Annotated in this window: 25 protein-coding genes and 3 pseudogenes; 17 read left to right on the plus strand and 11 right to left on the minus strand. The window is 69.2% G+C overall.

Annotation, left to right across the window (positions count from 1 at the left end; all coding sequences use genetic code 11):
- Positions 1–55 precede the first annotated feature (55 nt).
- From JK364_RS50195 to JK364_RS50220, 6 genes are all read right to left on the minus strand, one after another.
- Positions 56–1,525, minus strand: a complete 1,470-nt coding sequence (locus JK364_RS50195; RefSeq protein WP_201858170.1) for a sensor histidine kinase — start codon at positions 1,523–1,525, stop codon at positions 56–58.
- A gap of 259 nt (positions 1,526–1,784) precedes the next feature.
- Entirely contained in the window at positions 1,785–2,855 is a 1,071-nt protein-coding gene (locus JK364_RS50200; RefSeq protein WP_201858171.1) for an SIS domain-containing protein, read from the minus strand.
- Positions 2,856–2,911: 56 nt separating this feature from the next.
- Positions 2,912–4,477: a glycoside hydrolase family 3 protein gene (locus tag JK364_RS50205; RefSeq protein ID WP_201858172.1), complete on the minus strand. Its 1,566-nt coding sequence runs from the start codon at positions 4,475–4,477 to the stop codon at positions 2,912–2,914.
- A gap of 9 nt (positions 4,478–4,486) precedes the next feature.
- Positions 4,487–5,317 carry a carbohydrate ABC transporter permease gene (locus tag JK364_RS50210; RefSeq protein ID WP_201858173.1) on the minus strand — a complete coding sequence of 277 codons (831 nt, stop codon included), beginning with the start codon at positions 5,315–5,317 and terminating at the stop codon, positions 4,487–4,489.
- Complete coding sequence (locus JK364_RS50215) at positions 5,314–6,315, minus strand: carbohydrate ABC transporter permease (RefSeq protein WP_201858174.1); 1,002 nt, start codon at positions 6,313–6,315, stop codon at positions 5,314–5,316. Before JK364_RS50215 ends, JK364_RS50210 begins: the two co-directional genes overlap by 4 nt.
- A gap of 5 nt (positions 6,316–6,320) precedes the next feature.
- The gene (locus JK364_RS50220) at positions 6,321–7,592 is read right to left on the minus strand and encodes an extracellular solute-binding protein (protein ID WP_201858175.1); all 1,272 of its coding nucleotides are present in this window, start codon (positions 7,590–7,592) and stop codon (positions 6,321–6,323) included.
- A gap of 263 nt (positions 7,593–7,855) precedes the next feature.
- On the opposite strand from JK364_RS50220, the gene JK364_RS50225 reads away from it, so the two are divergent.
- The 5 genes from JK364_RS50225 to JK364_RS50245 all read left to right on the plus strand — a co-directional run bounded on the left by JK364_RS50225 (position 7,856) and on the right by JK364_RS50245 (position 11,829).
- Positions 7,856–8,650 carry a GntR family transcriptional regulator gene (locus JK364_RS50225; protein WP_044570136.1) on the plus strand — a complete coding sequence of 265 codons (795 nt, stop codon included), beginning with the start codon at positions 7,856–7,858 and terminating at the stop codon, positions 8,648–8,650.
- A 215-nt stretch (positions 8,651–8,865) separates the two neighbouring features.
- Positions 8,866–9,126 carry a DUF3311 domain-containing protein gene (locus JK364_RS50230; protein WP_201858176.1) on the plus strand — a complete coding sequence of 87 codons (261 nt, stop codon included), beginning with the start codon at positions 8,866–8,868 and terminating at the stop codon, positions 9,124–9,126.
- The gene (mctP, locus tag JK364_RS50235; RefSeq protein ID WP_201858177.1) at positions 9,123–10,736 is read left to right on the plus strand and encodes a monocarboxylate uptake permease MctP; all 1,614 of its coding nucleotides are present in this window, start codon (positions 9,123–9,125) and stop codon (positions 10,734–10,736) included. The genes JK364_RS50230 and mctP overlap by 4 nt, the downstream gene beginning before the upstream one ends.
- Before the next feature lie 158 nt (positions 10,737–10,894).
- On the plus strand, positions 10,895–11,260 hold the full coding sequence (locus JK364_RS50240) for a DUF1304 domain-containing protein (RefSeq protein WP_201858178.1): 366 nt from the start codon (positions 10,895–10,897) through the stop codon (positions 11,258–11,260).
- Complete coding sequence (locus tag JK364_RS50245; RefSeq protein ID WP_307841660.1) at positions 11,257–11,829, plus strand: TetR/AcrR family transcriptional regulator; 573 nt, start codon at positions 11,257–11,259, stop codon at positions 11,827–11,829. Before JK364_RS50240 ends, JK364_RS50245 begins: the two co-directional genes overlap by 4 nt.
- 125 nt (positions 11,830–11,954) lie before the next feature.
- On the opposite strand, the gene JK364_RS50250 is transcribed toward JK364_RS50245, so the two are convergent.
- Positions 11,955–12,866, minus strand: a complete 912-nt coding sequence (locus tag JK364_RS50250; RefSeq protein WP_201858179.1) for an SDR family oxidoreductase — start codon at positions 12,864–12,866, stop codon at positions 11,955–11,957.
- 119 nt (positions 12,867–12,985) lie between these two features.
- On the opposite strand from JK364_RS50250, the gene JK364_RS50255 reads away from it, so the two are divergent.
- Both JK364_RS50255 and JK364_RS50260 read left to right on the plus strand, forming a co-directional pair.
- On the plus strand, positions 12,986–13,555 hold the full coding sequence (locus tag JK364_RS50255) for a TetR family transcriptional regulator (RefSeq protein ID WP_201858180.1): 570 nt from the start codon (positions 12,986–12,988) through the stop codon (positions 13,553–13,555).
- A 73-nt stretch (positions 13,556–13,628) separates the two neighbouring features.
- Positions 13,629–14,291 (plus strand): hypothetical protein, encoded by a 663-nt coding sequence (locus tag JK364_RS50260; RefSeq protein ID WP_201858181.1) that lies wholly within the window; start codon positions 13,629–13,631, stop codon positions 14,289–14,291.
- Here the strand turns inward: JK364_RS50260 and JK364_RS50265 are convergent.
- Positions 14,288–14,791: an ATP-binding protein gene (locus JK364_RS50265; protein WP_201858182.1), complete on the minus strand. Its 504-nt coding sequence runs from the start codon at positions 14,789–14,791 to the stop codon at positions 14,288–14,290. The genes JK364_RS50260 and JK364_RS50265 overlap by 4 nt on opposite strands.
- Positions 14,792–14,944: 153 nt before the next feature.
- Between JK364_RS50265 and JK364_RS50270 the strand changes: the two genes are divergently transcribed.
- The 4 genes and pseudogenes from JK364_RS50270 to JK364_RS58610 all read left to right on the plus strand — a co-directional run.
- Entirely contained in the window at positions 14,945–15,796 is an 852-nt protein-coding gene (locus JK364_RS50270) for a helix-turn-helix domain-containing protein (RefSeq protein WP_201858183.1), read from the plus strand.
- Between the two features lie 10 nt (positions 15,797–15,806).
- Positions 15,807–16,007, plus strand: coding sequence for a DUF397 domain-containing protein (locus tag JK364_RS50275; protein ID WP_201858184.1), 201 nt, complete (start codon positions 15,807–15,809; stop codon positions 16,005–16,007).
- 10 nt (positions 16,008–16,017) lie between these two features.
- Positions 16,018–16,218, plus strand: a complete 201-nt coding sequence (locus JK364_RS50280) for a DUF397 domain-containing protein (RefSeq protein ID WP_201858185.1) — start codon at positions 16,018–16,020, stop codon at positions 16,216–16,218.
- Between the two features lie 66 nt (positions 16,219–16,284).
- Positions 16,285–16,545 (plus strand): annotated as a pseudogene (locus JK364_RS58610) (hypothetical protein); the annotation flags it as partial.
- A 170-nt stretch (positions 16,546–16,715) separates the two neighbouring features.
- On the opposite strand, the pseudogene JK364_RS50285 reads toward JK364_RS58610, so the two are convergent.
- A pseudogene (locus JK364_RS50285) lies at positions 16,716–17,956 on the minus strand (RNA-guided endonuclease InsQ/TnpB family protein).
- 146 nt (positions 17,957–18,102) lie between these two features.
- Between JK364_RS50285 and JK364_RS50290 the strand changes: the two are divergent.
- On the plus strand, positions 18,103–19,362 hold the full coding sequence (locus tag JK364_RS50290; protein WP_201858187.1) for a hypothetical protein: 1,260 nt from the start codon (positions 18,103–18,105) through the stop codon (positions 19,360–19,362).
- On the opposite strand, the gene JK364_RS50295 is transcribed toward JK364_RS50290, so the two are convergent.
- Positions 19,359–20,051, minus strand: a complete 693-nt coding sequence (locus JK364_RS50295; RefSeq protein ID WP_201858188.1) for a nitroreductase — start codon at positions 20,049–20,051, stop codon at positions 19,359–19,361. The genes JK364_RS50290 and JK364_RS50295 overlap by 4 nt on opposite strands.
- Positions 20,052–20,338: 287 nt before the next feature.
- Here JK364_RS50295 and JK364_RS50300 point away from each other — a divergent pair, with 287 nt between their 5' ends.
- From JK364_RS50300 to JK364_RS50310, 3 genes are all read left to right on the plus strand, one after another.
- A complete protein-coding gene (locus JK364_RS50300) occupies positions 20,339–20,626 on the plus strand; it encodes a hypothetical protein (RefSeq protein WP_014054797.1) in 288 nt (95 codons plus the stop codon).
- Between the two features lie 64 nt (positions 20,627–20,690).
- A complete protein-coding gene (locus JK364_RS50305; RefSeq protein ID WP_201858189.1) occupies positions 20,691–20,861 on the plus strand; it encodes a DUF7196 family protein in 171 nt (56 codons plus the stop codon).
- A 64-nt stretch (positions 20,862–20,925) separates the two neighbouring features.
- The gene (locus tag JK364_RS50310) at positions 20,926–21,432 is read left to right on the plus strand and encodes a GNAT family N-acetyltransferase (RefSeq protein ID WP_201858190.1); all 507 of its coding nucleotides are present in this window, start codon (positions 20,926–20,928) and stop codon (positions 21,430–21,432) included.
- 13 nt (positions 21,433–21,445) lie between these two features.
- Here JK364_RS50310 and JK364_RS50315 read toward each other — a convergent pair whose 3' ends face one another.
- Positions 21,446–22,066 carry a TetR/AcrR family transcriptional regulator gene (locus JK364_RS50315; RefSeq protein WP_201858191.1) on the minus strand — a complete coding sequence of 207 codons (621 nt, stop codon included), beginning with the start codon at positions 22,064–22,066 and terminating at the stop codon, positions 21,446–21,448.
- A gap of 126 nt (positions 22,067–22,192) precedes the next feature.
- Here JK364_RS50315 and JK364_RS50320 point away from each other — a divergent pair, with 126 nt between their 5' ends.
- Both JK364_RS50320 and JK364_RS50325 read left to right on the plus strand, forming a co-directional pair.
- Positions 22,193–23,110 carry an ABC transporter permease gene (locus JK364_RS50320; protein WP_201858192.1) on the plus strand — a complete coding sequence of 306 codons (918 nt, stop codon included), beginning with the start codon at positions 22,193–22,195 and terminating at the stop codon, positions 23,108–23,110.
- Positions 23,103–23,381: pseudogene (locus JK364_RS50325) on the plus strand (ABC transporter ATP-binding protein); the annotation flags it as partial. The gene JK364_RS50320 and the pseudogene JK364_RS50325, both read left to right, overlap by 8 nt.

Here is a 23,381-nt window from a genome sequence, read left to right on the forward strand (position 1 = left end):
GGTAACAGGTTGCTCTCGGATCCGGTAACAGATTGCTCTCGGACTCGCAACGCGCTCAGTGCTTCTCCGCACCCACCGGGAAGTCCAGCATCACCCGGGTGCCGCGCTCCGGGGCGGGCACCATGTCGAACGTCCCGCCCAGCTCGCCCTCCACCAGGGTGCGGACGATCTGAAGCCCCAGGTTTCCGGCCCGCTGGGGGTCGAACCCCTCCGGCAGCCCGCGCCCGTCGTCCTGGACGACCACCACCAGCCGGCTCTCGTCACCGCTGCCCTCGCGCACCGCCGAGACCTCGACCGTGCCCTGCTCCCCCGGTCCGAAGCCGTGCTCCAGCGCGTTCTGCAACACCTCGGTGAGGACCATGGACAGGGGGGTGGCCACTTCGGCGTCCAGGATGCCGAACCGCCCGGTGCGGCGGCCGGTCACCTTGCCGGGCGATATCTCGGCCACCATCGCCAGCACCCGGTCGGCTATGTCGTCGAACTGGACCTGCTCGTCGAGGTTCTGCGAGAGCGTCTCGTGGACGATCGCGATCGAGCCGACCCTGCGCACCGCCTCGTTGAGCGCCTCCCGCCCCTGCTCCGAGTCCATGCGGCGGGCCTGGAGCCGCAACAGGGCCGCCACCGTCTGGAGGTTGTTCTTCACCCGGTGGTGGATCTCCCGGATGGTGGCGTCCTTGGTGATCAACTCGCGCTCGCGGCGGCGCAGTTCCGTGACGTCCCGCAGCAGCACCAGCGAGCCGATGTGCAGCCCCTTGGGCTTGAGCGGAATGGCCCGCAGCTGGATGACCCCGTCGCCGCCCTCGACCTCGAACTCCCGGGGCGCCCAGCCGCTGGCCAGTTTGACCAGCGCCTCGTCCACCGGGCCGCGCACCGGGGCGAGTTCGGCGGTGGTCTTGCCCAGGTGGTGGCCGACGAGATCGGCGGCGAGGCCCAGCCGGTGGTAGGCGGAGAGCGCGTTGGGGCTCGCGTACTGGACCACCCCGTCCGCGTCGAGCCGGATCAGCCCGTCGCCCGCGCGCGGTGAGGCGTCCATGTCGACCTGCTGGTTGGGGAACGGAAACGATCCCGCGGCGATCATCTGGGCGAGGTCGGACGCGCTCTGGAGGTAGGTGAGCTCCAGCCGGCTGGGGGTCCGTACGGTCAGCAGATTGGTGTTCCGCGCGATCACGCCGAGGACCCGGCTCTCCCGCCGGACCGGGATGGACTCCACCCGGACCGGCACCTCCTCGCGCCACTCGGGGTCCCCCTCCCGGACGATCCGGCCCTCGTCCAGGGCGGCGTCCAGCATGGGGCGGCGGCCGCGGGGGACGAGATGGCCGACCATGTCGTCCTGGTAGGAGGTGGGCCCGGTGTTCGGCCGCATCTGGGCCACGGAGACGTACCGGGTGCCGTCGCTGGTGGGGACCCACAGCACGAGATCGGCGAACGAGAGGTCGGAGAGCAGTTGCCACTCGGAGACCAGCAGGTGGAGCCACTCGAGATCGGAATCGTCGAGTGCGGTGTGCTGGCGTACGAGGTCGTTCATGGAGGGCACGTTGTGAGCCTACCCTCACCGGTGGATTAGCCTATTCGCGCATAAGCATGGACAGACAGCAGTGGTCTAGTCCAGAATATCGAGCACTGCGATCTTCCGTTCTCCCCGCACAGGAGGGCGGATCGAGGAACCCGGAGCGCTCTGCCCTGACCGCCCGGGAGTCCTCAGGTCGGCCGCTCGGCCGACGCAACTCCGGGCTGCGGTGCCGGGCGGGTTGAGGGTCCCGCCCTGGCGCCGCGGCCCGCGGGTGTCAGCGGGTCTCCGTCACCTTCGCCAGCGCCCGCGGCGCGTCCGGGTCCTGGCCGCGCGCGATCGTCACCTCGTACGCCAGCATCTGCAGCGGCAGGATCTCCAGGATCGGCTGGACCTCCTCGGCGACGCCGTCCGTCGGCAGGGCGAACCCCGCCGAGGCCCGCTCCACCTCCGGCGCGCCGCCGATGACCACGAGGTCCGCGCCCCGGCCGCGCAGCCGCTCCAGGACCGGCTGCAGCGCCTGGCCGCCCTTGCCCTCGGTGACGATGGCGATCACCGGCGAGATGTTGTCGACCATGGCCAGCGGGCCGTGCAGCAGATCGGCGCCGGAGTAGGAGAGCGCCGGGATGTAGCTGGTCTCCATCAGCTTCAGGGCGGCTTCCTTGGCGGTCGGGTAGCCGTAGCCCCGGGAGGTGAGGACCATCCGCTCGGCGAAGCGGTAGCGCGCCGCGAGCTGCCGGACCTCGTCCTGGCGGTCGAGGATCTGCTGGGCGAGGTCGGGCAGCACCTTGGCGGCCGCGCCGTCGCCGCCGCGCAGCCCCTCCACGAAGAGGTAGAGGGCGAGCAGTTCCGCGGTGTAGGTCTTGGTGGCGGGCAGCGCCTTCTCCGGCCCGGCCAGGACGTCGATGTGGAATTCGGAGACGGCCGCGAGCGGCGAGTCGGCGTTGTTGGTCACCGCGAGGGTGATCGCACCGGCCGCGCGGGCGGCCTCGGTGGAGGCCACCAGGTCCGGCGAACCGCCGGACTGGCTGACGGTGATCACCAGGACGTCGGTGAGGTCCGGCTGGGCGCCGTACGCGGTGGTGGTGGACATGGAGGTCAGCCCGCACGGCTTGCCGAGCAGTACCTCGAGCAGGTACTTGGCGTACAGCGCCGCGTTGTCCGAGGTGCCCCGGGCGGTGAGGAGGACGAAGCGCGGGTTGCGGGCGGCGATCCGCTCCGCGACCTCGCGGATCCTCGGGGCGCCCTGGTCGAGGATGCGGCGCAGCACGGCGGGCTGCTCGGCCATCTCGCCGGACATGATCCGGCCCGGCTGGTCGCTGCGCTGGGCCGTCGTCGTGGCGGACATGCTGGGTGCCTCCAGGTGGCTGATGTGCCGGGCTGGGCCGAGGGGGCTGAGAAGTGTCAGTCCCCGAGGTGGTCACCGGCGCCGTTGCCGACGATCACTTCCGCGGCCGCCCGTCCACACACCCGGGCGGCGCCGTGGGTCGCGATGTGCAGCGCCCCGGCGGGCGGCGCCTGGGGCACCCCCATCTCCACGACGACCGTCTCCGGCCGGGCGGTGAGCAGGGCGTCCAGCGCGTCGGCCATCCAGGGGTGGCGGTGGACATCGCGGACCACAGCGACGATCCTACGGTCCCCCGCGGTGTCGAGCATATTTTCGATCAGGCCGTGGACGCCCAGGGCGTCGGCGTCCTGCCGCCCGTAGGTGGCGGCCCCGGTGCCGGGGCGCAGCCGGGCCAGTTCGGCGCCGACGCCCCAGGGGGTCTCGTCGCCGACGGCGATGTTGGCCGCCGGGGTGAAGGCGGCCACGTAGGCGGGTCCGGTGACGGGCTCGTACGAGGACGAGGTCCCGGCCGGGGTGATTCTGAGCGCCCGGCGCGCGGCGGCGAGCCCCACCCCCGCGGCGGGCTCGATGCCGTGCGCCGCGCGCGGTCCTCCGGAGCGCCGGGTCCACTCCCCCAGGGCGCGCACCCGCGCCGCGGCCTCGGCCAGCCGCTCCTCCGCCAGCCGCCCCTCGATGACGGCGGTGACCAGCGCGTCGCGCAGCCGCAGCACGGTGTCCTCGTCGGCGAGTCCGCCGCCCACGCAGATGGCGTCGGCGCCCGCGGCGATCGCCAGGACGCTGCCGTGCTCGATGCCGTACGCGTCGGCGATGGCCCGCATCTCCATGCCGTCGGTGACGATCATCCCGTCGAAGCCGAGTCCGCCGTCGGCCACCGGCCGGCGCAGCAGACCGTGCAGCGCGGCGGGGCTGAGGGTGGCGGGCAGGTCGGGGTCGAGCACGGGCAGCAGGATGTGCGCGCTCATCACGGCCTTGGTCCCGGCGGCGACGGCGGCGCGGAAGGGCACCAGCTCGCGGGCGGTCAGGGTGTCCAGACCGGCGTCGATGCGCGGCAGCGCGTGGTGGGAGTCGACGGCGGTGTCGCCGTGGCCCGGGAAGTGCTTGGTGCAGGCGGCCACCCCGGCGCCCTGGAGGCCCTCGATGTACGCGGCGGTGTGCCGTGCGACGAGCCCCGGTTCGGCGCCGAAGGAGCGCACGCCGATGACCGGGTTGTCGGGGTTGGAGTTGACGTCGGCCGAGGGCGCCCAGTTGAGGTTGACGCCGCATTCGGCGAGGCGGCGGCCCAGCTCGCGGGCGACGGCGCGGGTCAGCTCCGGGTCGTCGACGGCGCCGAGCGCCAGGTTGCCGGGGAAGGAGGAGCCGGTGCGCACCTCCAGCCGGGTGACGTCGCCGCCCTCCTCGTCGATCGCCACCAGGACATCGGCACGCTCGGCGCGCAGCTGGGCGGTGAGGGCGGCCAGCTGCTCGGGGGTGGCGATGTTCCGGCCGAACAGGCCGACGGAGGCGAGCCCCTCACCGAGCCGCCGCAGCACCCAGTCGGGGGCGGTGGTTCCGGTGAAGCCGGGCTGGAGAACGGTCAGAGCGTCACGGGTCAGGGTGGCCGAGTCGTGTGCGAGGGTCGTCATAAACCGGGATCATCCCTTCACAGCGCCGGAAGTGAGCCCACCGACCGCCTTGCGTTGCAGAAACAGGAACAGGACCAGGATCGGGATGGCGAACAGCGACGCTGCCGCCATGGTGGCACCCCAGTCGTCGCCGAAGGCGGTCTGGAAGCTGGACAGCCACAGCGGAAGCGTCTGGGCGCCCGGATCCTTGTTCAGGATGAGCACGAGCGGGAATTCGTTCCAGGCCGTGATGAAGCCGAAGAGCGAGGTGGCCATCAGGCCGGGGGCGAGCAGCGGGAAGATCACCCGGATGAACGCCTGCGGACGGGTGCAGCCGTCGACCATCGCCGACTCCTCCAGCTCCTTGGGGATCGCGGCCACGTAGGCGCGGAGCGTGAGGATGGTGAAGGGCAGCACCATGACCATGTAGAACAGGGTGAGCGGAAGCAGGCTGTTCAGCATGTCGCCGTCGCGCACCAGCATGTAGATGGCGATGACCAGGACCTCCCAGGGCGCCATCTGCGCGATCATGAAGGTCAGCAGGAAGCCGCGCCGCCCCTTGAACCGCATCCGGGCGAGGGCGAACGACGCGAGCAGCGCGATCAGCAGGGAGAGGCCGACCGCCGAGAGGGTGACGGTGAGCGAGTTGCCCACCAGGGTCCAGAAGTTCTCCGCGTCCACGGCCTTCTGGAAGTGTTCGAGGGTGGCTCCGGTCGGGAACCACACCGGGTCCTCGGAGATGATGTCCGAGGTCGGCTTGAGGGCCGTGGTGAACATCCAGTAGACGGGGAACGCGAAGCCGATGAAGAGCACGACGGCGGTCGCGTTGGGCCACAGCCGGGCGAGCGGCGAGCGCTTCACAGCTCGTCCTCCTCTTGCCTGAGCACGATCCGGAGGTAGTAGGAGGTCAGCGCCAGCAGGACCACGATGGTCAGCACCGAGATCGCGGCGCCCATGCCGTAGTGCTGGTTGCCCACGCCCTCGACGAAGGCGTAGACGGGGAGGGTCTCGGTGAGCCGGTCGGGGCCGCCTTCGTTGATCGCGAAGACCTGGGCGAACGCCTTGAAGACCCAGATGACTTCGAGGAACGTCGTGGCCAGCAGGAACGGCTTGAGGAAGGGGAAGGTCACCGAGGTGAAGCTCTTCCAGCCGCCGGCGCCGTCGAGCGCGGCCGCCTCGTAGAGCTCGCCGGGGATGGTGGTGGTCGCGGCGTAGAGGTTGATCGCCACGAAGGGGATCGACCCCCAGACGATCAGCACGGTGATGACGAAGAAGGTGGAGAACTGGCCGCCGGTCCAGTTGTAGTGCGCCATGGAGTGCCAGCCGAGCGCGTCCAGGACCCAGTTGACCACCCCGAAGCGGGTGGCGAAGAGCCACTGGAAGACGGTGGTGGCGGCGATGGTCGGCATGGCCCAGGCCAGCACAAGACCGACCGAGAGCAGCAGCCGCATCTTGCTGCCGAGGCGGGCCAGCAGCAGTCCGACCAGGGTGCCGAGCAGCATGATCAGCACCACGTTGACGGCGGTGAAGATCACCGACCGCAGGGTGACCCGCCAGAAGTCCTCGCTGGTCAGCGCCTCGCGGTAGTTGTCGACCCCGTTCCACTCGGTGAGGTGCTGGATCAGCTGCCGCATATTGAGGTTCTGGAACGACAGCAGGCCGTCCTTGACCAGCGGCCAGCCCAGCAGCAGCGCGGTCGCCGCCAGCGCGGGCAGCAGCAGGAGGTACGGGGCGGCGCCGGTCAGCCGTGCGCGCCCGGCGGCGCCCGGGGCCGGGCGGCGGGGGCCCGGCGGCGCCCCGTCCCGGCGGACCCCGGCCACCGCCGGGCCGGGGTCCTGGCGTTCGGTCGCTACGGCCATCGGGCTCAACGCTCCTGGCTGAGGCGCTTGTTCAGTTCGCCCTCGACGGACTTGGCCGCCTCGGCGGGCGACTTACCGCTGAGCACGGCGGTCATATAGGTCTTGACGGGGTTCGGGGCGTTCTCCACCGCGGCCCATTCGGGGATCAGCGGGGTGGTGCCGCCGGTCGCGGCGGCCGGGGCGGCCGCCTGCGCGGCGGCGTTGCCCTTGAGCCGCGCCTGGAGCGACTCCTTGTTGGGGATGACGCCGCCTTCCTTGGCGAGCTGTCCCTCGTGGGTGTCATTGAGCGCGATCTTCAGGAACTCCTTGGCCAGTTCCTGCTTCTCGCTGCCCGCGGCGATCGCGAGGTTGGAGCCGCCGAGGAAGACACCCTCGGGCTTGCCCGCGGTCTCACCCGGGATGGTGAAGTAGCCGATGTCCTTCTCGATCTTGGGGTTGGCCTTGATCGCGAGAGCGGCCTCCCAGCCCATGCCGATGAAGGCGCCGGTCTTGCCCTTGGCGAAGACCTCGGCCTGCTGCGGGGTGGCCTCGTCCTTGTCCTTGGGGGCCTTGCTGAAGGACTGGTACTGCTTGTAGATGTCCATGGCCTTGCCGACCTTGGGGTCGGCGAGGTTGGAGACCCACTTGTCGCCGTCCTTCTTGACCAGGTCGGCGCCGGTGCCGATGGTCAGCCCGTCGAAGAAGTACCAGTTCTGGCCCGGGAGATAGATGGGCTCGGCGTCGGTCTTCTTCTGGATGGTGTCGAGGTCCTTGAAGAACTCGGTACGGGTCTTGGGGGTGTCCTTGATCCCCGCCTCGGCCCAGATCTTCTTGTTGTAGAGGACGACCCGGTTGACCACGAACCACGGCGCCGCGTACTGCTTGCCGTCGTAGACCGCGGACTCGTTCATCGTCTTCGGCCAGTCGGCGCCGATCGACTTCTTCAGGTCATCGAGTTCGGCCAGCCCGCCGGTCTGCGCGTAGGCGGGGGTCTGGGTGTTGCCGATCTCCAGCACATCCGGCGGGTCGGACTCCGAGAGCGCCGTGGTCACCTTCTGCTGAATGCCGTTCCACTGCTGGGTCTCCAGCTTCAGCTTGGCGCCCGTCTTCTTCTCGAAAGCGGCCTTGACATCCTTCGTCCAGCCGTCCGGCGTGGAGCCGTCCATCGCCCAGACGGTGAGCGTCTGCCCCTTGAATCCGTCCGCTCCGGCCTTGTCGTCGTCGCCGTCGGACCCACAGGCCGCGACGGATACCAGCATTGCCGCGACACCCGTCGCCGCTATGAGCCCACGCTTCACAGAGCACTCTCCTCAGAAGGCCGGATCAGGGGTTTAATGGTCCAGACCAGTGCCCGCAGCTTGGCCTAGACCTTTTGGGGTGTCAAGGGTGTATAAGAGTCACCGGAGGCTCCGTTACCGGACCGACACTTCCCGACATCCGGACCGGCAGACCGCCCGGAGCCGGGACCGTGCCACGATGTGAGGCGCTGGATTCTTCAGGAGACCGGTGACGGAGACGGACGCCGGTGACGGCAGCGGACCAGGAGTCGGAAGGGCGCGCGATGGACACCGAGGGGGCAACGGCGGCAGCGGCGGCCACCACGACGGCCGAGAGCGACGGCAACGGCTCCAATGGGGCACGCACCGCGCGCGTCCCGAAGTACTACCGCCTCAAGCGCCACTTGCTGGAGATGACCGAGACCCTGCCACCGGGCACCCCGGTCCCACCGGAGCGCACCCTGGCCGCGGAGTTCGACACCTCGCGCACCACCGTGCGCCAGGCGCTCCAGGAGCTGGTCGTCGAGGGGCGCCTGGAGCGGATCCAGGGCAAGGGCACGTTCGTGGCCAAGCCCAAGGTCTCCCAGGCGCTGCAACTCACCTCGTACACCGAGGACATGAAGGCCCAGGGCCTGGAGCCCACCTCCCAGCTGCTGGACATCGGCTATGTCACCGCCGACGACCGGCTCTCCGGGCTGCTGGACATCGCCGCCGGCGGGCGGGTGCTGCGCATCGAGCGGCTCCGGCTGGCCAGCGGTGAGCCGATGGCGATCGAGACCACCCACCTGTCGGCCAAGCGCTTCCCCGCGCTGCGCCGCAGCCTGGTGAAGTACACCTCGCTCTACACGGCACTGGCCGAGGTGTACGACGTCCGGCTGGCCGAGGCCGAGGAGACCATCGAGACCTCGCTGGCCACGCCGCGCGAGGCGGGGCTGCTGGGCACGGACGTGGGGCTGCCGATGCTGATGCTCTCGCGGCATTCGCGGGACGCGTCCGGGGAGCCGGTGGAATGGGTGCGATCGGTCTACCGCGGGGACCGCTACAAGTTCGTGGCGCGGCTCCAGCGGCCGAACGACTGAGAAGCCCCGAACGACCGAGGAGCGCCACCGGCCGGGCGTGATACGCGGGCGTGATACGGCTGACCGGCTATCTTTCTCATACCGATATACGGACGGGTAGTGACTGCCGCCGGGCCCCGGGCTTAGATTTCCTGCGCATTACACAAATGATCAGCTGTGATCCAGGTGATCGACTGTGCCGCAGGTGATGAGCCGAGGGGACTGGAGCCCGCCACATGTCAGAGACGTCCGCTTCACCCGGCAGGAGACCGGTCGTGACGCCCACGCGCGTCGTGGCCGCTCTGTGCCTGATCGCCCCGTTTGTCGGGATGCTCTGGGTCGGTTCGTACGGCAAGGTCGAGCCGACCTTCATCGGGATCCCGTTCTTCTACTGGTACCAGATGCTCTGGGTGCCGATCTCGGCCGTGCTGACCTCGGTCGCCTACGTCCTGGTCCGCCGCGAGCGGCGGGAGCGCAAGGGGGGTGACTCCGCATGAACGGCGGAGTGAACGGCGTCGCGCTCGCCGTCTTCATCTTCTTCTTCGTGGCCGTCACGGTCATGGGCTTCCTGGCCGCGCGCTGGCGCGCCGCCGAGAACGCCAACAACCTCGACGAGTGGGGTCTGGGCGGCCGCAGCTTCGGCACCTGGATCACCTGGTTCCTGCTCGGCGGCGACCTGTACACCGCGTACACCTTCGTCGCCGTCCCGGCCGCCATCTACGCGACCGGCGCGGCCGGGTTCTTCGCGGTCCCGTACACCATCCTGGTCTACCCGCTGATCTTCACCTTCCTGCCGCGGCTCTGGTCGGTGTCCCATAAGCACGGGTACGTCACCACCTCGGACTTCGTCCGCGGCCGCTTCGGCTCCAAGGGTCTTTCGCTGGCCGTCGCGATCACCGGCATCCTCGCCACCATGCCGTATATCGCCCTCCAGCTGGTGGGCATCCAGGCGGTGCTGGACGTGATGGGCGTCGGCGGCGGGGAGAACACCAACTGGTTCATCAAGGACCTGCCGCTGCTGATCGCCTTCGGTGTGCTCGCGGCGTACACCTACTCCTCGGGTCTGCGCGCCCCCGCGCTGATCGCGTTCGTCAAGGACACCCTGATCTACATCGTCATCGCGGTGGCGATCATCTACATCCCGATCAAGCTGGGCGGCTTCGACGACATCTTCAGCGCGGCGAACGACAAGTTCACCAAGGCCGGCGCGGGCGGACTCGCACCCGCGGCGGAGGGGCAATGGGCGTACGGCACCCTGGCCCTGGGCTCGGCGCTCGCGCTGTTCATGTATCCGCACTCGATCACGGCGACGCTCTCCAGCCGCAGCCGTGAGGTGATCCGCCGCAACACCACGATCCTGCCGCTGTACTCGCTGATGCTGGGACTGCTGGCGCTGCTGGGCTTCATGGCCATCGCCGCCGGGGTGACGGTCGAGAACGGCCAGCTGGCCATCCCCCAGCTCTTCGAGGACATGTTCCCCGACTGGTTCGCGGGCGTCGCCTTCGCCGCGATCGGCATCGGCGCGCTCGTCCCGGCGGCCATCATGTCGATCGCCGCGGCCAACCTCTTCACCCGCAACATCTACAAGGACTTCCTGCGGCCGAACGCCACGCCCGAGGAGGAGACCAAGGTCTCCAAGCTGGTCTCGCTGCTGGTGAAGGTCGGCGCGCTGATCTTCGTGCTGGGCATGGACAAGACCGTCGCGATCAACTTCCAGCTGCTGGGCGGTATCTGGATCCTCCAGACCTTCCCGGCCCTGGTGGGCGGCCTGTTCACCCGCTGGTTCCACCGCTGGGCGCTGCTGGCGGGCTGGGCGGTCGGCATGGTCTACGGCACGTGGAAGGCGTACGACACCCCGAGCGGCACCCAGAAGCACTTCGGCAACACCGCCGATGTGCCCGGTATCGGCGAGATCGGCTACATCGGCCTCACCGCCTTCGTGCTCAACGTGGTGGTCACGGTCGTCCTGACGCTGATCCTGCGGGCGGTCAAGGCCCCGGACGGCGTGGACGAGACGTCCTCCGCCGACTACAAGGCGGACGCGGGCGACCCGGGCGTCCAGACCGACCTCCCGCCCGCCACGGCGGGCGCCCCGGGCGGCCACTGACGCCTGGCGGCGGGCCGCGCCGAATGATGACGGCTGAACGACGGGCCGTCGGCTCCCCTTTCGGGAAGCCGACGGCCCGTCGCCGTTCGCGTCAACACTCACCTCGATACTTCCTGTACAGTTGTCCAGGAAGTGTCGAGGCTAAGGGTGGACTCGCGGTGCAGGTTGTAGCGGAAGTTCTGGTCGGTGCGGTCGCGGTGCTGCACGCGTACATCATGGTGCTGGAGATGGTCCTCTGGCAGCGGCCGCGCGGCCGGGCGGTCTTCGGCATGGACGAGGAGACGGCCCGCACCACCGCGCCGCTCGCCGCCAACCAGGGTCTGTACAACGGCTTCCTGGCGGCCGGACTGATATGGGGCCTGGTCGCGGCCGACCCGGTGGGCTTCCAGGCGCGGGTCTTCTTCCTCATCTGCGTCGTGGTCGCCGGTGCCTATGGGGCGGCCAGCACGTCCAACCGAAAGATCCTGTTCTCCCAGCTCGCCCCGGGCGCGCTCGCTCTGGCGGCTGTCATCATCGCCGGGTGAGCGATGATCTGACGGCGGGCCAGGACCCGCGCACCGTACGGACCCGTGGACGGCTGCGCGACGCGCTGCTCGCCGAATGCGCCGCCCAGCCACTGGAGAAGGTGAGCGTCTCCGCGGTGGTCCGCCGTGCGGGGGTGGGCCGTGCCACGTTCTATCTGCACTACGAGGACCTCCAGGCGCTGGCCGTCGACGCGTGCGCGGAGGTGGTCCGGGACGCCGTGGAAGCGGTCCACGCCTACGAAGGCATCCCCGACCCCGAAGCACCCCCGTCCGCGCTGGCGCAGTTCTTCACCTCGGTGACGGCCCACGCCGAGCTGTACCGGGGCCTGCTCCAGGCGGGCGGCAGCGGCCCCTTGGCAGAGCTACTGCACCGCGAACTCCGCACGCGCTCCCGCCTCGAACGGGACCGCGCCGGACTCCGCCACTCGCAAGCGGCGGACTCGGCCGTGGCCGCCACGTTCACAGGCTTGTTCGCGGACTGGCTCCACGGCCTGATCGACGCGGAGCCCGACGCGCTCTCGCGTCAGGTCTGGCGCTTGCTGATCTCCATCCACAGAACCTTCCCGTGACGGCGCCACCCACGACATCGATACGCGGCTCCGCCTTCCAGCCCCTCCGGCGCTTGAGGAGCGGGGGCTGGGGCGGAGCCCCAGTTTCGGGAAGGGGCGGGGAGGGGAACAGCCCGCCGCAGGCGTCAGGCAGCCGGTGCGGCGAGGTAGTCGCCGTGCTCCATGTCCTCGAGCAGGGTCGGATGAGCGGGCGTCCAGCCAAGCAGCTCCTGGGTATGGGCACTGGAGACGGGCCCGTCGAAGCCGTAGAAGGTGGCCATGGCCGGACTGTGGAAGTGCGTGGCGGCCTCCTCGGGGGTCAGGGAGACCGCTGGCAGGCCCAGGCCCCGGCCGATCGTCTCCGCGATGCCCTTGAAGCGGACCCCGCTCTCAGCCACCCCGTGCAGCACCCCACCCCCCGGAGCCTTCTCCAACGCCAGGCGGAACAGAACAGCCGCATCGCGCCGATGCACCGCGGGCCACCGGTTGCCACCGTCACCGACGTAGGCAGAGACCCCCGCCTTCCGCGCGGTGGCCACGAGCATGCCGATGAACCCGTAATCCCCGGGCCCGTGGGCCGTCGGAGCGAGCCGGACCACGCTCGCGCGCACTCCCTGGGCGGCGAAGCCCAGGCAGGCCCGCTCGCCCGGGATCCGGAAGCCGGCGATCCCGGCCGCGTCGGGCTCGTCCTTCTCGGTGCTCTCCCGCCCGCCGGGCATGACCAGCGTGCCGGAGGTGGAGACGAACGGCTTGCCCGAGTGGGCCAGCGCCCCGCCGAGCGCCTCGATCGCGGTCCGGTCGCGCCGCTCCAGGTCGTCGGGGTCGGCGAAGTCGCCGCCGAAGGCCATGTGCAGAACGCCGTCGGCGGCCTCGGCGCCGCTCCGCAGGCTGTCGAGGTCCTCCAGGGAGCCGCGGTGCGGTGTGGCGCCCAGCGACTCCAGCCGGGCGGCGGCGGTGTCCGAGCGCGCCAGCCCGGTGACGGTGTGACCGGCCGCGATGAGCTCGGCGACGACGGTGGGGCCGGTCAGCCCGGAACCACCGGTAACGAAGACATGCATGGGACTCCCACTTAACGCCAGTGACTGGCGCTAAGTAGCGCCAGTCACTGACCTTACGGTAGCGCCAGTCACTGGCGCAACGGAATGTCGGCCGCCGACGTGTGCGGTAATCTCGGGACGTGCCACGGAGCGGAGCAGAAGCGCGTCGCCGCCTTCAACAGGCGGCCCTGGAGCTGTACCGGGAGCGCGGATTCGACCGGACCACCACGGCCGAGATCGCCGCGCGGGCGGGCGTCAACGAGCGCACGTTCTTCCGGCACTTCCCCGACAAGCGCGAGGTGCTCTTCGACGGCGAAGCCGACCTGCGCGCCACCCTGATGGACGAGGTGGCCGAGGCGCCCGACGGCCTGCGACCGCTGGAGGTGCTCCTCCACGCCTTCCGGAAGGCCGGACGGCTCCTGGAGGAGAACCGCGCGTTCTCCGAATCACGGCTGGAAATCATCGCGGCGACGCCCACACTCCGCGAACGCGAACTGGCCAAGGCCGCGTCCCTCACCGAAGCCGTGACGGAGGCGCTACGGCAGCGCGGTGTCGCCGACCGGCTGGCCGACCTGGCCGCCCAGACCGGCTGGGCCACCTTCCACCACGCGGCCGGGGCCTGGATCGACGACCCCGCGAAGAGCCTGGACGCGCACCTCCTCCGAGCCTTCGACGATCTGCGCGACCTCTCCGCGACCGTCCTGACGTGAGTACCGGTACCTAAGCCGCCCTGAGCGGCCGCGCGGATCCGGACCACCGGGGCCGGGGCCTACCGTCCGGTATATGACCGAAATTGAGGCGCCCGCCGGAAAGGGCGGCGATGGGTGGCGCGTCGGGTGCACCAGCGTGCTGGCGCTGGTCGTGGCCGGGATCGCGGGGCTCGCGTACGCGAGCGTTGACTCCACGTACCCCGACGTCGACCCCGAGAAGCGGGCACGCCGGCTCTCCGGGTACTCCCGGGACGCCTACGCCGCGCTCGGCATCGACCGCACCGTCGAAGGCGGCTACGTCGATGTCAACGACAACAACTCCTACGGGCACAACGACTGCTACCCGGACGGCTTGTTCAGCATCGCCGACCCGCCCGTGGAGGGCGCATACCGGCTGTACCACGAGTGGACCCTGAGCAAGGTGCGCAAGGCGGAGGCACTCCCCGGACTGCGCGGGGTGCGCCAGCGCCTCGACGCCAAGGGATGGCACGTCACCGAGTACGGCAAGGACAAGCAGATCGAGGAATGGAGCGTCCGGGCGGAGCGCGACGGCGGCTACGAAATCCACGTCACCTGGGAACCGGAATTCCAGCGGCTCACCGGGTTCGCCAGCGCGCCATGCGCGATGGACCCCGGCTGGCCGGAGAAGAAGCGGGAAGAGGAGAGGGAGCAGGGATACAGCGGTTCCTACGACGGGCCGACCCTGAACTTCCCCCCGGCGCTCACTCCGCGTTAGGCGGCGATCTCGAAGGCGTCGCACGGCTGCTGTGGCGCGAGCTCGAACCAGAGCAGCTTGCCGCTCCGCCCGAAGAGCTCGTCGGCGAGGGCGTAACCGCCCCAGTTGTCGGCGCAGATCCGGACGATGAGGAGCCCACGGCCGTAGGTGGCCTCGGTGTTCGCGGCGGCCTCGGCGAGGGCGGACGAGCGGTCGAAGAGGGCCGGGGGCTTGCCGAAGGGCGGCGGGATGTCCGGGTTGGTGTCCCACACGCTGATCCGCAGACGCCCCTCCTCCACGGCGCGGATGCGCATTTCGGCCGGGCCGGTGGTGTGACGGTAGGCGTTGGTGACCATCTCGCTCGCGACGAGGGTCGCGGGGTCGGTGAGCTCGCCCAGCCCGTACCGGGCGAGGACCGCACGGAGGGTAGTGCGGGCGATGCCTGCGGCACGGGGGTCATGGGGCAGGCGCAGTGAGTACGACCAGGGGGTTTCCGGCGTTTCCGGCGCAGGGGTGGGCATGAAGTCTCCGGTCTGTGCAAGGAGTTGTGCGGTGTCCGGGCACACACCGTAGAACCTGCGATGGCCTATATTCCATTCCATCGACGAAATAAGGGCCAAGTTGCCCTGTGTGGGTGACACGTGCACACTGTGTGCCGACCGGGAGGACGAATCATGCCGTCGAGCACCACCCCGACGCTGCGTCAGCAACGGCTCGGCGCTGAACTGCGCAAGCTACGCGATCGCGCAGGCCTGTCGACCACTGCGGCCGCCTCGCTCCTCGGCGTCAACCAGTCCCGTATCAGCAACATCGAGGCCGGGCGGTACGCCGTGGGCGCCGATCGCGTCCGCGCCATGGCGTGCAACTACACCTGCGCGGACGCGCGACTCGTCGAGGCGCTGGCCGCCATGACCGGAGGCCGCACCCGTGGCTGGTGGGAGGAGTACCGCGAGATCCTCGTCCCCGGCCTGCTCGACCTCGCCGAACTGGAGCACCACGCCACGGCCCTGCGCATCGCATCGGTGGTCCACATGCCTGGCCTGCTGCAAACCACCCAGCACGCGCGCGCCATCTTCAACGAGGCCATTCCGCCCCTGGCGGGATACGAGGTGGAGCACCGGGTCTCGTTCCGCATCAAGCGGCAGGCGGTCCTCTACGGGGACCTGCCGACACCACTGACGGCCATCCTCCACGAGGCCGCCCTGCGCATGGGCTTCGGTGGTCCGGAGACGACCCGCGAACAGCTCGGCCACCTCATCGAGATGAGCGAACACGAGCACATCACCATCCTGGTGATCCCCTTCGGCGGCGGCACGTTCCCGGGCTCGGGTCAGCCCATCGTCTATGCTCACGGCCCGGTGCCGCAGCTCGACACAGTCCAACTCGACACGGACCACGGTTGCGAGTTCATCGACGCGGAGGCCAAGTTGGTGATGTACCGCTCGGTGCTGGACCGGATGGAAAGCTGCGCCCTTGAGCCCGCGAAGTCGCGCGATCTGATCCATGGCATCGCGCAGGACACCTGAGAGGGAACGCATGCGCACCCACCCCTGGCGGAAGTCCTCGTACAGCGCCCAAGGGGCCAACTGCCTCTACGTCTCGGCACTCGACAACGCCGCCATCCGGCTGCGCGAGAGCGACGAACCCGACACGATCCTCACTACCAACCCTGCCGCCCTCAGCGCGCTCATACGCAGCGCCAAAGCAGGGCAGCTGGACCACCTCGGCGAGGGATAGGACGGAGCACATGCCCACTCACCTCTGGCAAAAGTCCTCGTACAGCGCAGAAGCCAACGCCTGCCTCTACGTCTCCACACCCGACGATGCCACCATCCGGCTCCGCGAGAGCGACCAGCCGGACACCATCCTCACCACCACCCCCACCACCCTCCACGCCCTCATACGCAGCGCCAAAGCAGGGCAGCTGGACCACCTCAGCACCGCGTAAGGCGGGCGACGGCCCACTACCATGTCCTCCATGTCTGACGAGACCCTGTGAGACTTCCCCTCCGATGAACCAGTGGAGGGGCACGGCGAGTTCACCCTGACCGTCGTACGCCCGCCGTTCCGCGGTCCAGGTGGCGTGCTGGAGGCCCACGATGAGGTACAGGCGGTAGGTCGACACCGATCGGCAGATCGCCAAGCAGAACGAGAAGGTCACCAACCGGTACCTGACCGGTGCGCGCACCGGTCAGGGCACCAAGGACCGGATCTCCCAGCTCAACAACGACATCTAGCATGGCCACAACACCACCCGCACGGTGGCCGGGACTAATGAGCACCGCTCGAACGCGATCGAGCGCACCCAGAACCCGAACAACTACACGTGCTACGGCCTGCGGTTCAACCCCGATCCGCCCAAGAACGGCATGCGCGGCCGCAGCGGCAGCGACTTCTCCAGCTTCGAACTGAGCTACATGGGCGCCCCGGTGGAGGGCCAGGGCTTCAACTACTCGTTGACGCTCTCCCGCCTAAAGGCGGGAGATTCCACGGGTCGCCCCGTGGATTTCCTGCTTCGCCGCCGACTGCCCGCCCGGAGTTCTCCGTTGAGGTCTTACACCGGCTCCACAGGCCGATACTGCCCGTCCGGCAGCCAGAAGGTTCTTCGCGGCGTTCACGTCACGGTCGTGGGTAGCGCCACAGCCGCACGTCCAAGTGCGGACGTGCAGCGGCATCGCCTCGGCGAGGGCGCCGCAGGCGGAGCACAGTCTGGAGGAGGGGAAGAAGCGGTCGACCGCGATCACTTCACGCCCGTACCAGGCAGCTTCGTACTCCAGCATGCTCCGGAAGTCCGACCATGCAGCATCGCTGATGGCGCGGGCCAGGCTCCGGTTCTTGACCATGTTCCGTACGGTCAGGTCCTCGATCACGAGCGTTTGGTTTTCACGCACGAGACGAGTGGTCAGCTTGTGTAGCCCGTCACGCCGACGGTCGGCGGTCCGGGCGTGGACCCTGGCGACCTTGCGCCGGGCCTTCGCCCGGTTCGCGGACCCCTTGGACTTCTTCGCAAGGCGCCGCTGGGCCAGGGCAAGCCGGGCACGGTCACGGCGCTCGTGCCGGGGGTTGGCGATCTTCTCCCCGGTCGAGAGGGTCAGCAAGTGGTCCAGGCCGACGTCGATACCGACCGCCGCACTTGTGGCGGCCAGGTGCCTGACGCCAGGGTCCTCGCACAGCATCGAGACGAACCAGCGGCCCGCCGCGTCCTGGGACACGGTCACCGTGGACGGCTTCGCTCCCAAGGGCAGGGGGCGGGACCACACGATGTCCAGTGGTTCGACCATCTTCGCCAGCGTCAGCTTCCCGTCACGGAAGCGAAAGCCGCTGGTGGTGTACTCGGCGGACTGCCGGGACGTCTTCCGCGACTTGAAGCGCGGGTACTTCGCCCGCTTGGAGAAGAAGTTGGTGAACGCCGCCTGAAGGTGCCGCAGCGTCTGCTGGAGCGGGACCGAAGAGACCTCGTTGAGATAGGCCAGTTCTTCGGTCCTCTTCCACGCCGTCAGCATCGCCGACGTGGCGTTGTAGTTGACGCGCTCCTGCCGGGCCCACGCCTCGGTCCGGGCCGCGAGCGCCAGGTTGTAGACCTTCCGGACACACCCGAACGTGCGCGACAGCTCGGCTGCCTGCGCATCGGTTGGATAGAAGCGGTACTTGAAGGCCCGCTTCACACATGCCGTGACCACTCTCACAAGCTAGCGGGATTGCAGGTGAAGGCCAAATCTGCGGGTCAGGGCCCAGTCTTTCGCTCTGGCGGCGTAACCCCGCTCCTCACCCTGCTCCGCAGGAGTCCACTTCCTCTCCGCCGTGAACCGCGCAGTATCCACGGAGGAACCTAATGAAGGCCGACTACGCCAAGAACCCCGACACCAACCCGGGGTACGGCGGGGACGCCAAGCTGTCGATGTCCTCGGACGCCATGTTCACCTGGCTCGCGCTCACACCGGACAAGTTCTGGGTCAACCTCAACCCGGACCAGCCCGAGACGATCATGGACAAGAAGTTCGCGTCCACCGACGCGGGCCGGGTGCTGCTGGAGGCCGACCTCCGGCTCAAGCACGACTTCTTCAAGGCCATGGACCCCAAGACCACCACCGGCAAGGCCGCGTGGGACGGCCTGGTCAAGCGCAACGGCTGGCCCTGCCTGAACTCCGGCCGCAACTGGATCGAGCCCAAGACGGCCAAGGTCCGTGAGCAGGACGGCGGCGTCTACATCCTCGACGCCCCGCTGAAGCTCCAGTCGGAGTACGCGGAGGTCAACACCCCCGGCCCCGGCGGCGGCAACTCCTGCGCCAGGGACCTCACCAAGGCCGAGATCGAGCAGAACGAACGCGTCCTCGACAACACCGTGGTGCCGCTCGTCGAGAAATGGATCAACACCGAGCCCCAGTACGCCGACCTGCGCCGGGTCTACAACGCCCGCGTGGCGGCCGAGTACATCCGCCGCAAGGACGCGGCCTCGCCGACCGACTTCCACAACATCATCAACAGCAACGACGTCAAGCGGTGGCCGCTGCGCGCCCCGAACCAGGACTGGGACAAGCAGCAGGTCTTCGACAAGTACCGGAAGATTTTCACCGAGGGTGAGTTCAAATACGAGCTCACCAAGGGCCAAGAGGTCTGGGTGATCACCGTCGGTGGCGTGGACTTCTCCAAGGCGCCCAGGCGGAACATCAACCGCGCCCAGTTCAACGTCGAACACCGTGGCCTGGACAAGACCACCAAGACCTCCACCGGCGCCGAGACGACGTACCAGGACACCGAAACGGCGTACCTCGGAGGGACCTCCGGTGAGCTCCCCGGCGGCGGCGAACCCAACCCGACGCCGACGCCGACCCCGACTCCGACGGACAAGCCCACCGACAAGCCCACGGACAAACCGACCGACCAGCCGACCACTCCGGCACCCGACCCGTCCACTCCGGGCGGCGGGGACGCCAGTCAGCCGCCGGCGACCAAGGACCCGGACGGGGACCTCGCCGACACCGGTTCCAACATCCCCGTGGGTCTGATCGCGGGCATCGCCGCGGCCCTCACCGCAGCCGGCGGAACGCTGGTGTGGTGGATGCGGCGCCGCAGGACCACCGAGGACAGCTAGCCGGATAGAGGAGGCCCAGGGCCCCGGTCGCCGAGGAAAGTAACCGTCTCGGCGACCGGGGCCCGTTCCGTGCGGGCGTGCGGCACGGTCGGATCCTCGTAGCCGATCGACATGCCGCAGAAGAGGATCAGCCCCTCCGGGGGCGACACGACCTCCGCGACGGTCCGGCGGTACACCGACCACGCCATCTGGGTACAGCTGTGCAGCCCCTCGGCGCGGAGCAGCACCATGACCGTCTGCAGATACATTCCGGCGTCGGCCCACTGGGCCGGTCCCATGCGGCGGTCGAGGTAGCAGAACAGGGCGGCGGGCGCGCCGAAGCAGTCCCAGTTGGCGGCGACGGCCCCGTGGCGGGCCCGCTGATCGTCCCGTGGGATGCCGAGCGCGGCGTACCGCCGCTCGGCGGCCTCGGCACGGCGCTCGCGGTACGGGCTGCCCAGCTCGGGCGGATACATCGGGTACTCCCGCTCGTCCCCGCGATCATCCGCGGCCACCCGCTCGGCGGTGCGCTTCTTGAGCTCGGCGAGCGGGTCGCCGGTGACCACATACGTCCGCCACGGCTGGAGGTTCCCGCCGGACGGTGCGCGGGCGGCGGCGGAGAGCACCCGCTCCAGCACCTCCCCCGGGACCGGTTCGTCCGTGAACCCGCGCACCGCCCGTCGGCTCATGACCGCCTCGTAGACATCCATGTCGACCTTGACGGTCGAGGACGAGGAAAGGTGACCGGGGCGGAGACCTGTTGCGGACGCCCGGCTCCTGGGGTGGTCGACGAGCCATGGGGCTCGTTTGGCGCATCAGGGCGCGTGTGGCGCCGGGCTGGTACGACAAGCGCTCGGCTATTCGGGCGAATGCGTGCCAAGGGGTATGGCCTGCCATCGCCCGTCATGCCTCTAATGAGTGATATCGGCAGTGCCGACCCAGCAGTGACATCGGCGTTGCCGGCCCCCGTATGACCACCCGGGGAGGAAACGATCCGATGAGCCTCGCCGCGTTCCTTCTCGCCCTCGGCACCACCTGCCGGATCACCCGCTTCATCACCAAGGACACCCTGGCGGCGGGGTTCAGGACCTGGGTGGCCGACCGCTTCGGCGACGACTCCCGCCCGTCCTACCTGGTCAACTGCGGCTGGTGCACCAGCACATGGGTGGCCGCCGCCATCGCCGTCTACGCCTCCTTGCTGCACACCACCGCGTGGTTCCACCTCCCGGCCACCGCTCTGACGCTCTCGTACCTGGCCGGTGTCGCCTCGCGATGGCTGGACTGACCCACCGCCCCCACACCGACCCCCACACCGACCCGAGCCGACCCAAGGGAAAGGAAGGGCAACCATGGCCTGCAACTGCGGCGGAACGGCGGCCCAATGGCCGCCTCAGCCCGTTGTCGTCTATGAGCTGACGCTGCCGGACGGCACGGTCCGGCGCTATGTCACCCACCAGGAGGCCGACGCCGCCAACAAGCGCGCGGGTTCCACCGGAGTGATCACCGCCGTCACCCGGTGACGCCGAGAACCCACCCCCGGCCCACGGCTTCCCGGCTGTCAGCGGCCTGCGGCAGACTGCGGGCATGGACATCACGATCAGGCGCGCGCGGGACGAGGAACTGGACGAAATAGGAGAGCTCACCGCGCAGGTGTATCTGGGAGACGGGCTCCTGGACTTCGGGGACAGTGATCCTTATCTCGCCACCCTGCGCGACGCCCGCCGCCGGGCCGCCGAGGCCGAGCTGCTGGTCGCGGCGGACGCGGCGAGCGACGAGGTCCTGGGCGCCGTGGCGTTCGCCGTGCACGGCGAGGCGTACGCGGAGCTGGCCCGCCCCGGCGAGGGCGAGTTCCGGATGCTGGCCGTCCGCCCCGAGTCGCGCCGACGCGGCGCCGCCGAAGCGCTCGTACGAGCCTGCCTGGACCGGGCCCGCACCCTGGGCCTGCGGCGAATAGTGATCAGCAGCCAGCACTCGATGACCGCCGCCCACCGCCTGTACGAACGCCTGGGCTTCACCCGCGCCCCGGAGCGCGACTGGGCGCCCCTGCCGGAGACGGACCTCACCCTCTGGGCCTTCACCGTGGAGTTGTGAGACGCGCCGCCGCTCAGCGAGAAATGCGAGCGGCGGCCAAAGCGGCGGTGGTCGCCGCGGCCAGGCCGTCCAGGTATCCCTCGGGGAGGGGCGATCGCATGGTGGTCAGGCGCCAGTAAAGAGGCCCGCTGGCCAGGTCGAGAGCGAGGTCGACATCTGTATCGGCGGATAGCTCTCCCCGGTTGACCGCGTTGCGGATGACCACTTCGGCGACCCCGCGCTGAGAGTCCCGAACCGCCGCTTGCAAAGCCTGAGCCATATCCGGGTTACGCGCGGATTCCGCGAAAAGGTCAGGGATGATTTGCGCGGCCATCGGATGCCAGAGAACCCGAGCCGTCGCCTCCAGCAGAACCTTTATATCGCCTTGCAGAGAACCGGTGTCCGGCGTCGGCAGACCTTGCTTCGCCAAGGCGGAGACGACCTCGAGAACGATGGGAAGTTTCGAACGCCAGCGACGGTAGATGGCCGCCTTCCCCACCCCGGCCCGGCGCGCAACTCGTTCAATCGACATGCGCCCATAGCCGACGGTTGCCAGCTCCTCGAAGACCGCCGCGCGGATGGCGTCCGTGACGTTCTCCTGGAGCACTGCGGCGCCTGCGGGGATACGCCGAGGCTTGGTTGGCTCCTTCTCCATGCCCTGAGCCTACTCGACGGCGGAACGGTTGCGTTCCGTCGTCGTCTGCTCTAGGTTACGCAACGACGGAACGCACCCGTTCCGTCGTAAGTGCTCAGGCCAGTCGCAGTGCCGAAAGGTGTCTCCGTGAGCCAGCTCCTCGTTCAAGACAGCGAACGGATCCGCCCTCCCGAGAATCCCGCGGCCCTGGCGGCCGCCCATGGCCTCACGGTCAGCGGCGCCCGGGTGGGGCTGCGTGAATACATCCGGCAGCTGTGGGGCCGGCGCCACTTCATCCTGGCCTTTTCGCAGGCAAAGCTCACCGCCCAGTACAGCCAGGCCAAGCTGGGTCAGGTGTGGCAGGTGGCGACCCCGCTGCTCAACGCGGCGGTGTACTTCTTCATCTTCGGTCTGCTGTTGAAGAGCAACCGGGGCCTGCCGAACGACACATACATTCCATTCCTGGTGACGGGTGTGTTCGTCTTCACCTTCAGCCAGAACTCCGCCATGGCGGGCGTACGGGCGATCTCCGGGAACCTGGGCCTGGTGCGGGCCCTGCACTTCCCGCGCGCTTCACTCCCCATCTCGTTCGCGCTCCAGCAGCTCCAGCAGTTGCTGTTCTCGATGATCGTGCTGGCCGTTGTGCTGGTGAGCTTTGGTCACTTCCCGGCTCTGGCCTGGCTGCTGATTGTCCCCACGCTGGCCCTGCAATTCGTCTTCAACACCGGGCTTTCGCTGATCGTGGCGCGACTCGGGGCCAAAACACCCGACCTCGCTCAGCTGCTGCCGTTCATTCTGCGTACGTGGATGTATGCCTCGGGCGTGATGTTTCCGCTGGCCCGCACCCTCGAACACGCGGGGGCGAGCAAGTGGATCTCGGACGCCATGCTGGGGAATCCGGCGGCGGTCTACATGGACCTGATGCGGTACGCCCTGATCGACAATTACCCCTCGTCGAATCTGCCGCCGCATGTATGGGCGCTGGCCGTGGGCTGGGCGGCCCTCTTCGGTGTCGGGGGATTCGTGTACTTCTGGAAGGCAGAGGAGCAGTACGGCCGTGGCTGAGCAAACCCTCGACAAAAGCACCCAGGCGGAGCGGGCCGAGCAGACCGGGCAGGCGGTTTCCGGTCCGGGGCAGGTGCCCACCGTCATCGCCGACGACGTCCACATCGTCTACCGGGTCAACGGCGGCCCCAAGGGGAAGGGCAGCGCCACCGCGGCCCTCAGCCGTCTGCTGGGGCGGAAGGGCGCCCCGGGTATGCGTGAGGTGCACGCGGTGCGCGGGGTCACCTTCGTGGCGTACAAGGGTGAGTCGATCGGTCTGATCGGGTCCAAC

It is taken from the genome of Streptomyces endocoffeicus, assembly GCF_016741935.1.
In the GTDB taxonomy this organism is placed as follows: domain Bacteria; phylum Actinomycetota; class Actinomycetes; order Streptomycetales; family Streptomycetaceae; genus Streptomyces; species Streptomyces endocoffeicus.

What these genes read in the sequence shown, in the direction of transcription:
- JK364_RS50195 (WP_201858170.1), bottom strand. Translation starts at nt 1,525, where the DNA reads ATGAACGACCTCGTACGCCAGCACACCGCACTCGACGATTCCGATCTC.
- JK364_RS50200 (WP_201858171.1), bottom strand. Translation starts at nt 2,855, where the DNA reads ATGTCCGCCACGACGACGGCCCAGCGCAGCGACCAGCCGGGCCGGATC.
- JK364_RS50205 (WP_201858172.1), bottom strand. Translation starts at nt 4,477, where the DNA reads ATGACGACCCTCGCACACGACTCGGCCACCCTGACCCGTGACGCTCTG.
- JK364_RS50215 (WP_201858174.1), bottom strand. Translation starts at nt 6,315, where the DNA reads ATGGCCGTAGCGACCGAACGCCAGGACCCCGGCCCGGCGGTGGCCGGG.
- JK364_RS50225 (WP_044570136.1), top strand. Translation starts at nt 7,856, where the DNA reads ATGGACACCGAGGGGGCAACGGCGGCAGCGGCGGCCACCACGACGGCC.
- JK364_RS50230 (WP_201858176.1), top strand. Translation starts at nt 8,866, where the DNA reads ATGTCAGAGACGTCCGCTTCACCCGGCAGGAGACCGGTCGTGACGCCC.
- mctP (WP_201858177.1), top strand. Translation starts at nt 9,123, where the DNA reads ATGAACGGCGGAGTGAACGGCGTCGCGCTCGCCGTCTTCATCTTCTTC.
- JK364_RS50250 (WP_201858179.1), bottom strand. Translation starts at nt 12,866, where the DNA reads ATGCATGTCTTCGTTACCGGTGGTTCCGGGCTGACCGGCCCCACCGTC.
- JK364_RS50260 (WP_201858181.1), top strand. Translation starts at nt 13,629, where the DNA reads ATGACCGAAATTGAGGCGCCCGCCGGAAAGGGCGGCGATGGGTGGCGC.
- JK364_RS50265 (WP_201858182.1), bottom strand. Translation starts at nt 14,791, where the DNA reads ATGCCCACCCCTGCGCCGGAAACGCCGGAAACCCCCTGGTCGTACTCA.
- JK364_RS50270 (WP_201858183.1), top strand. Translation starts at nt 14,945, where the DNA reads ATGCCGTCGAGCACCACCCCGACGCTGCGTCAGCAACGGCTCGGCGCT.
- JK364_RS50275 (WP_201858184.1), top strand. Translation starts at nt 15,807, where the DNA reads ATGCGCACCCACCCCTGGCGGAAGTCCTCGTACAGCGCCCAAGGGGCC.
- JK364_RS50280 (WP_201858185.1), top strand. Translation starts at nt 16,018, where the DNA reads ATGCCCACTCACCTCTGGCAAAAGTCCTCGTACAGCGCAGAAGCCAAC.
- JK364_RS50290 (WP_201858187.1), top strand. Translation starts at nt 18,103, where the DNA reads ATGAAGGCCGACTACGCCAAGAACCCCGACACCAACCCGGGGTACGGC.
- JK364_RS50295 (WP_201858188.1), bottom strand. Translation starts at nt 20,051, where the DNA reads ATGGATGTCTACGAGGCGGTCATGAGCCGACGGGCGGTGCGCGGGTTC.
- JK364_RS50300 (WP_014054797.1), top strand. Translation starts at nt 20,339, where the DNA reads ATGAGCCTCGCCGCGTTCCTTCTCGCCCTCGGCACCACCTGCCGGATC.
- JK364_RS50305 (WP_201858189.1), top strand. Translation starts at nt 20,691, where the DNA reads ATGGCCTGCAACTGCGGCGGAACGGCGGCCCAATGGCCGCCTCAGCCC.
- JK364_RS50310 (WP_201858190.1), top strand. Translation starts at nt 20,926, where the DNA reads ATGGACATCACGATCAGGCGCGCGCGGGACGAGGAACTGGACGAAATA.
- JK364_RS50315 (WP_201858191.1), bottom strand. Translation starts at nt 22,066, where the DNA reads ATGGAGAAGGAGCCAACCAAGCCTCGGCGTATCCCCGCAGGCGCCGCA.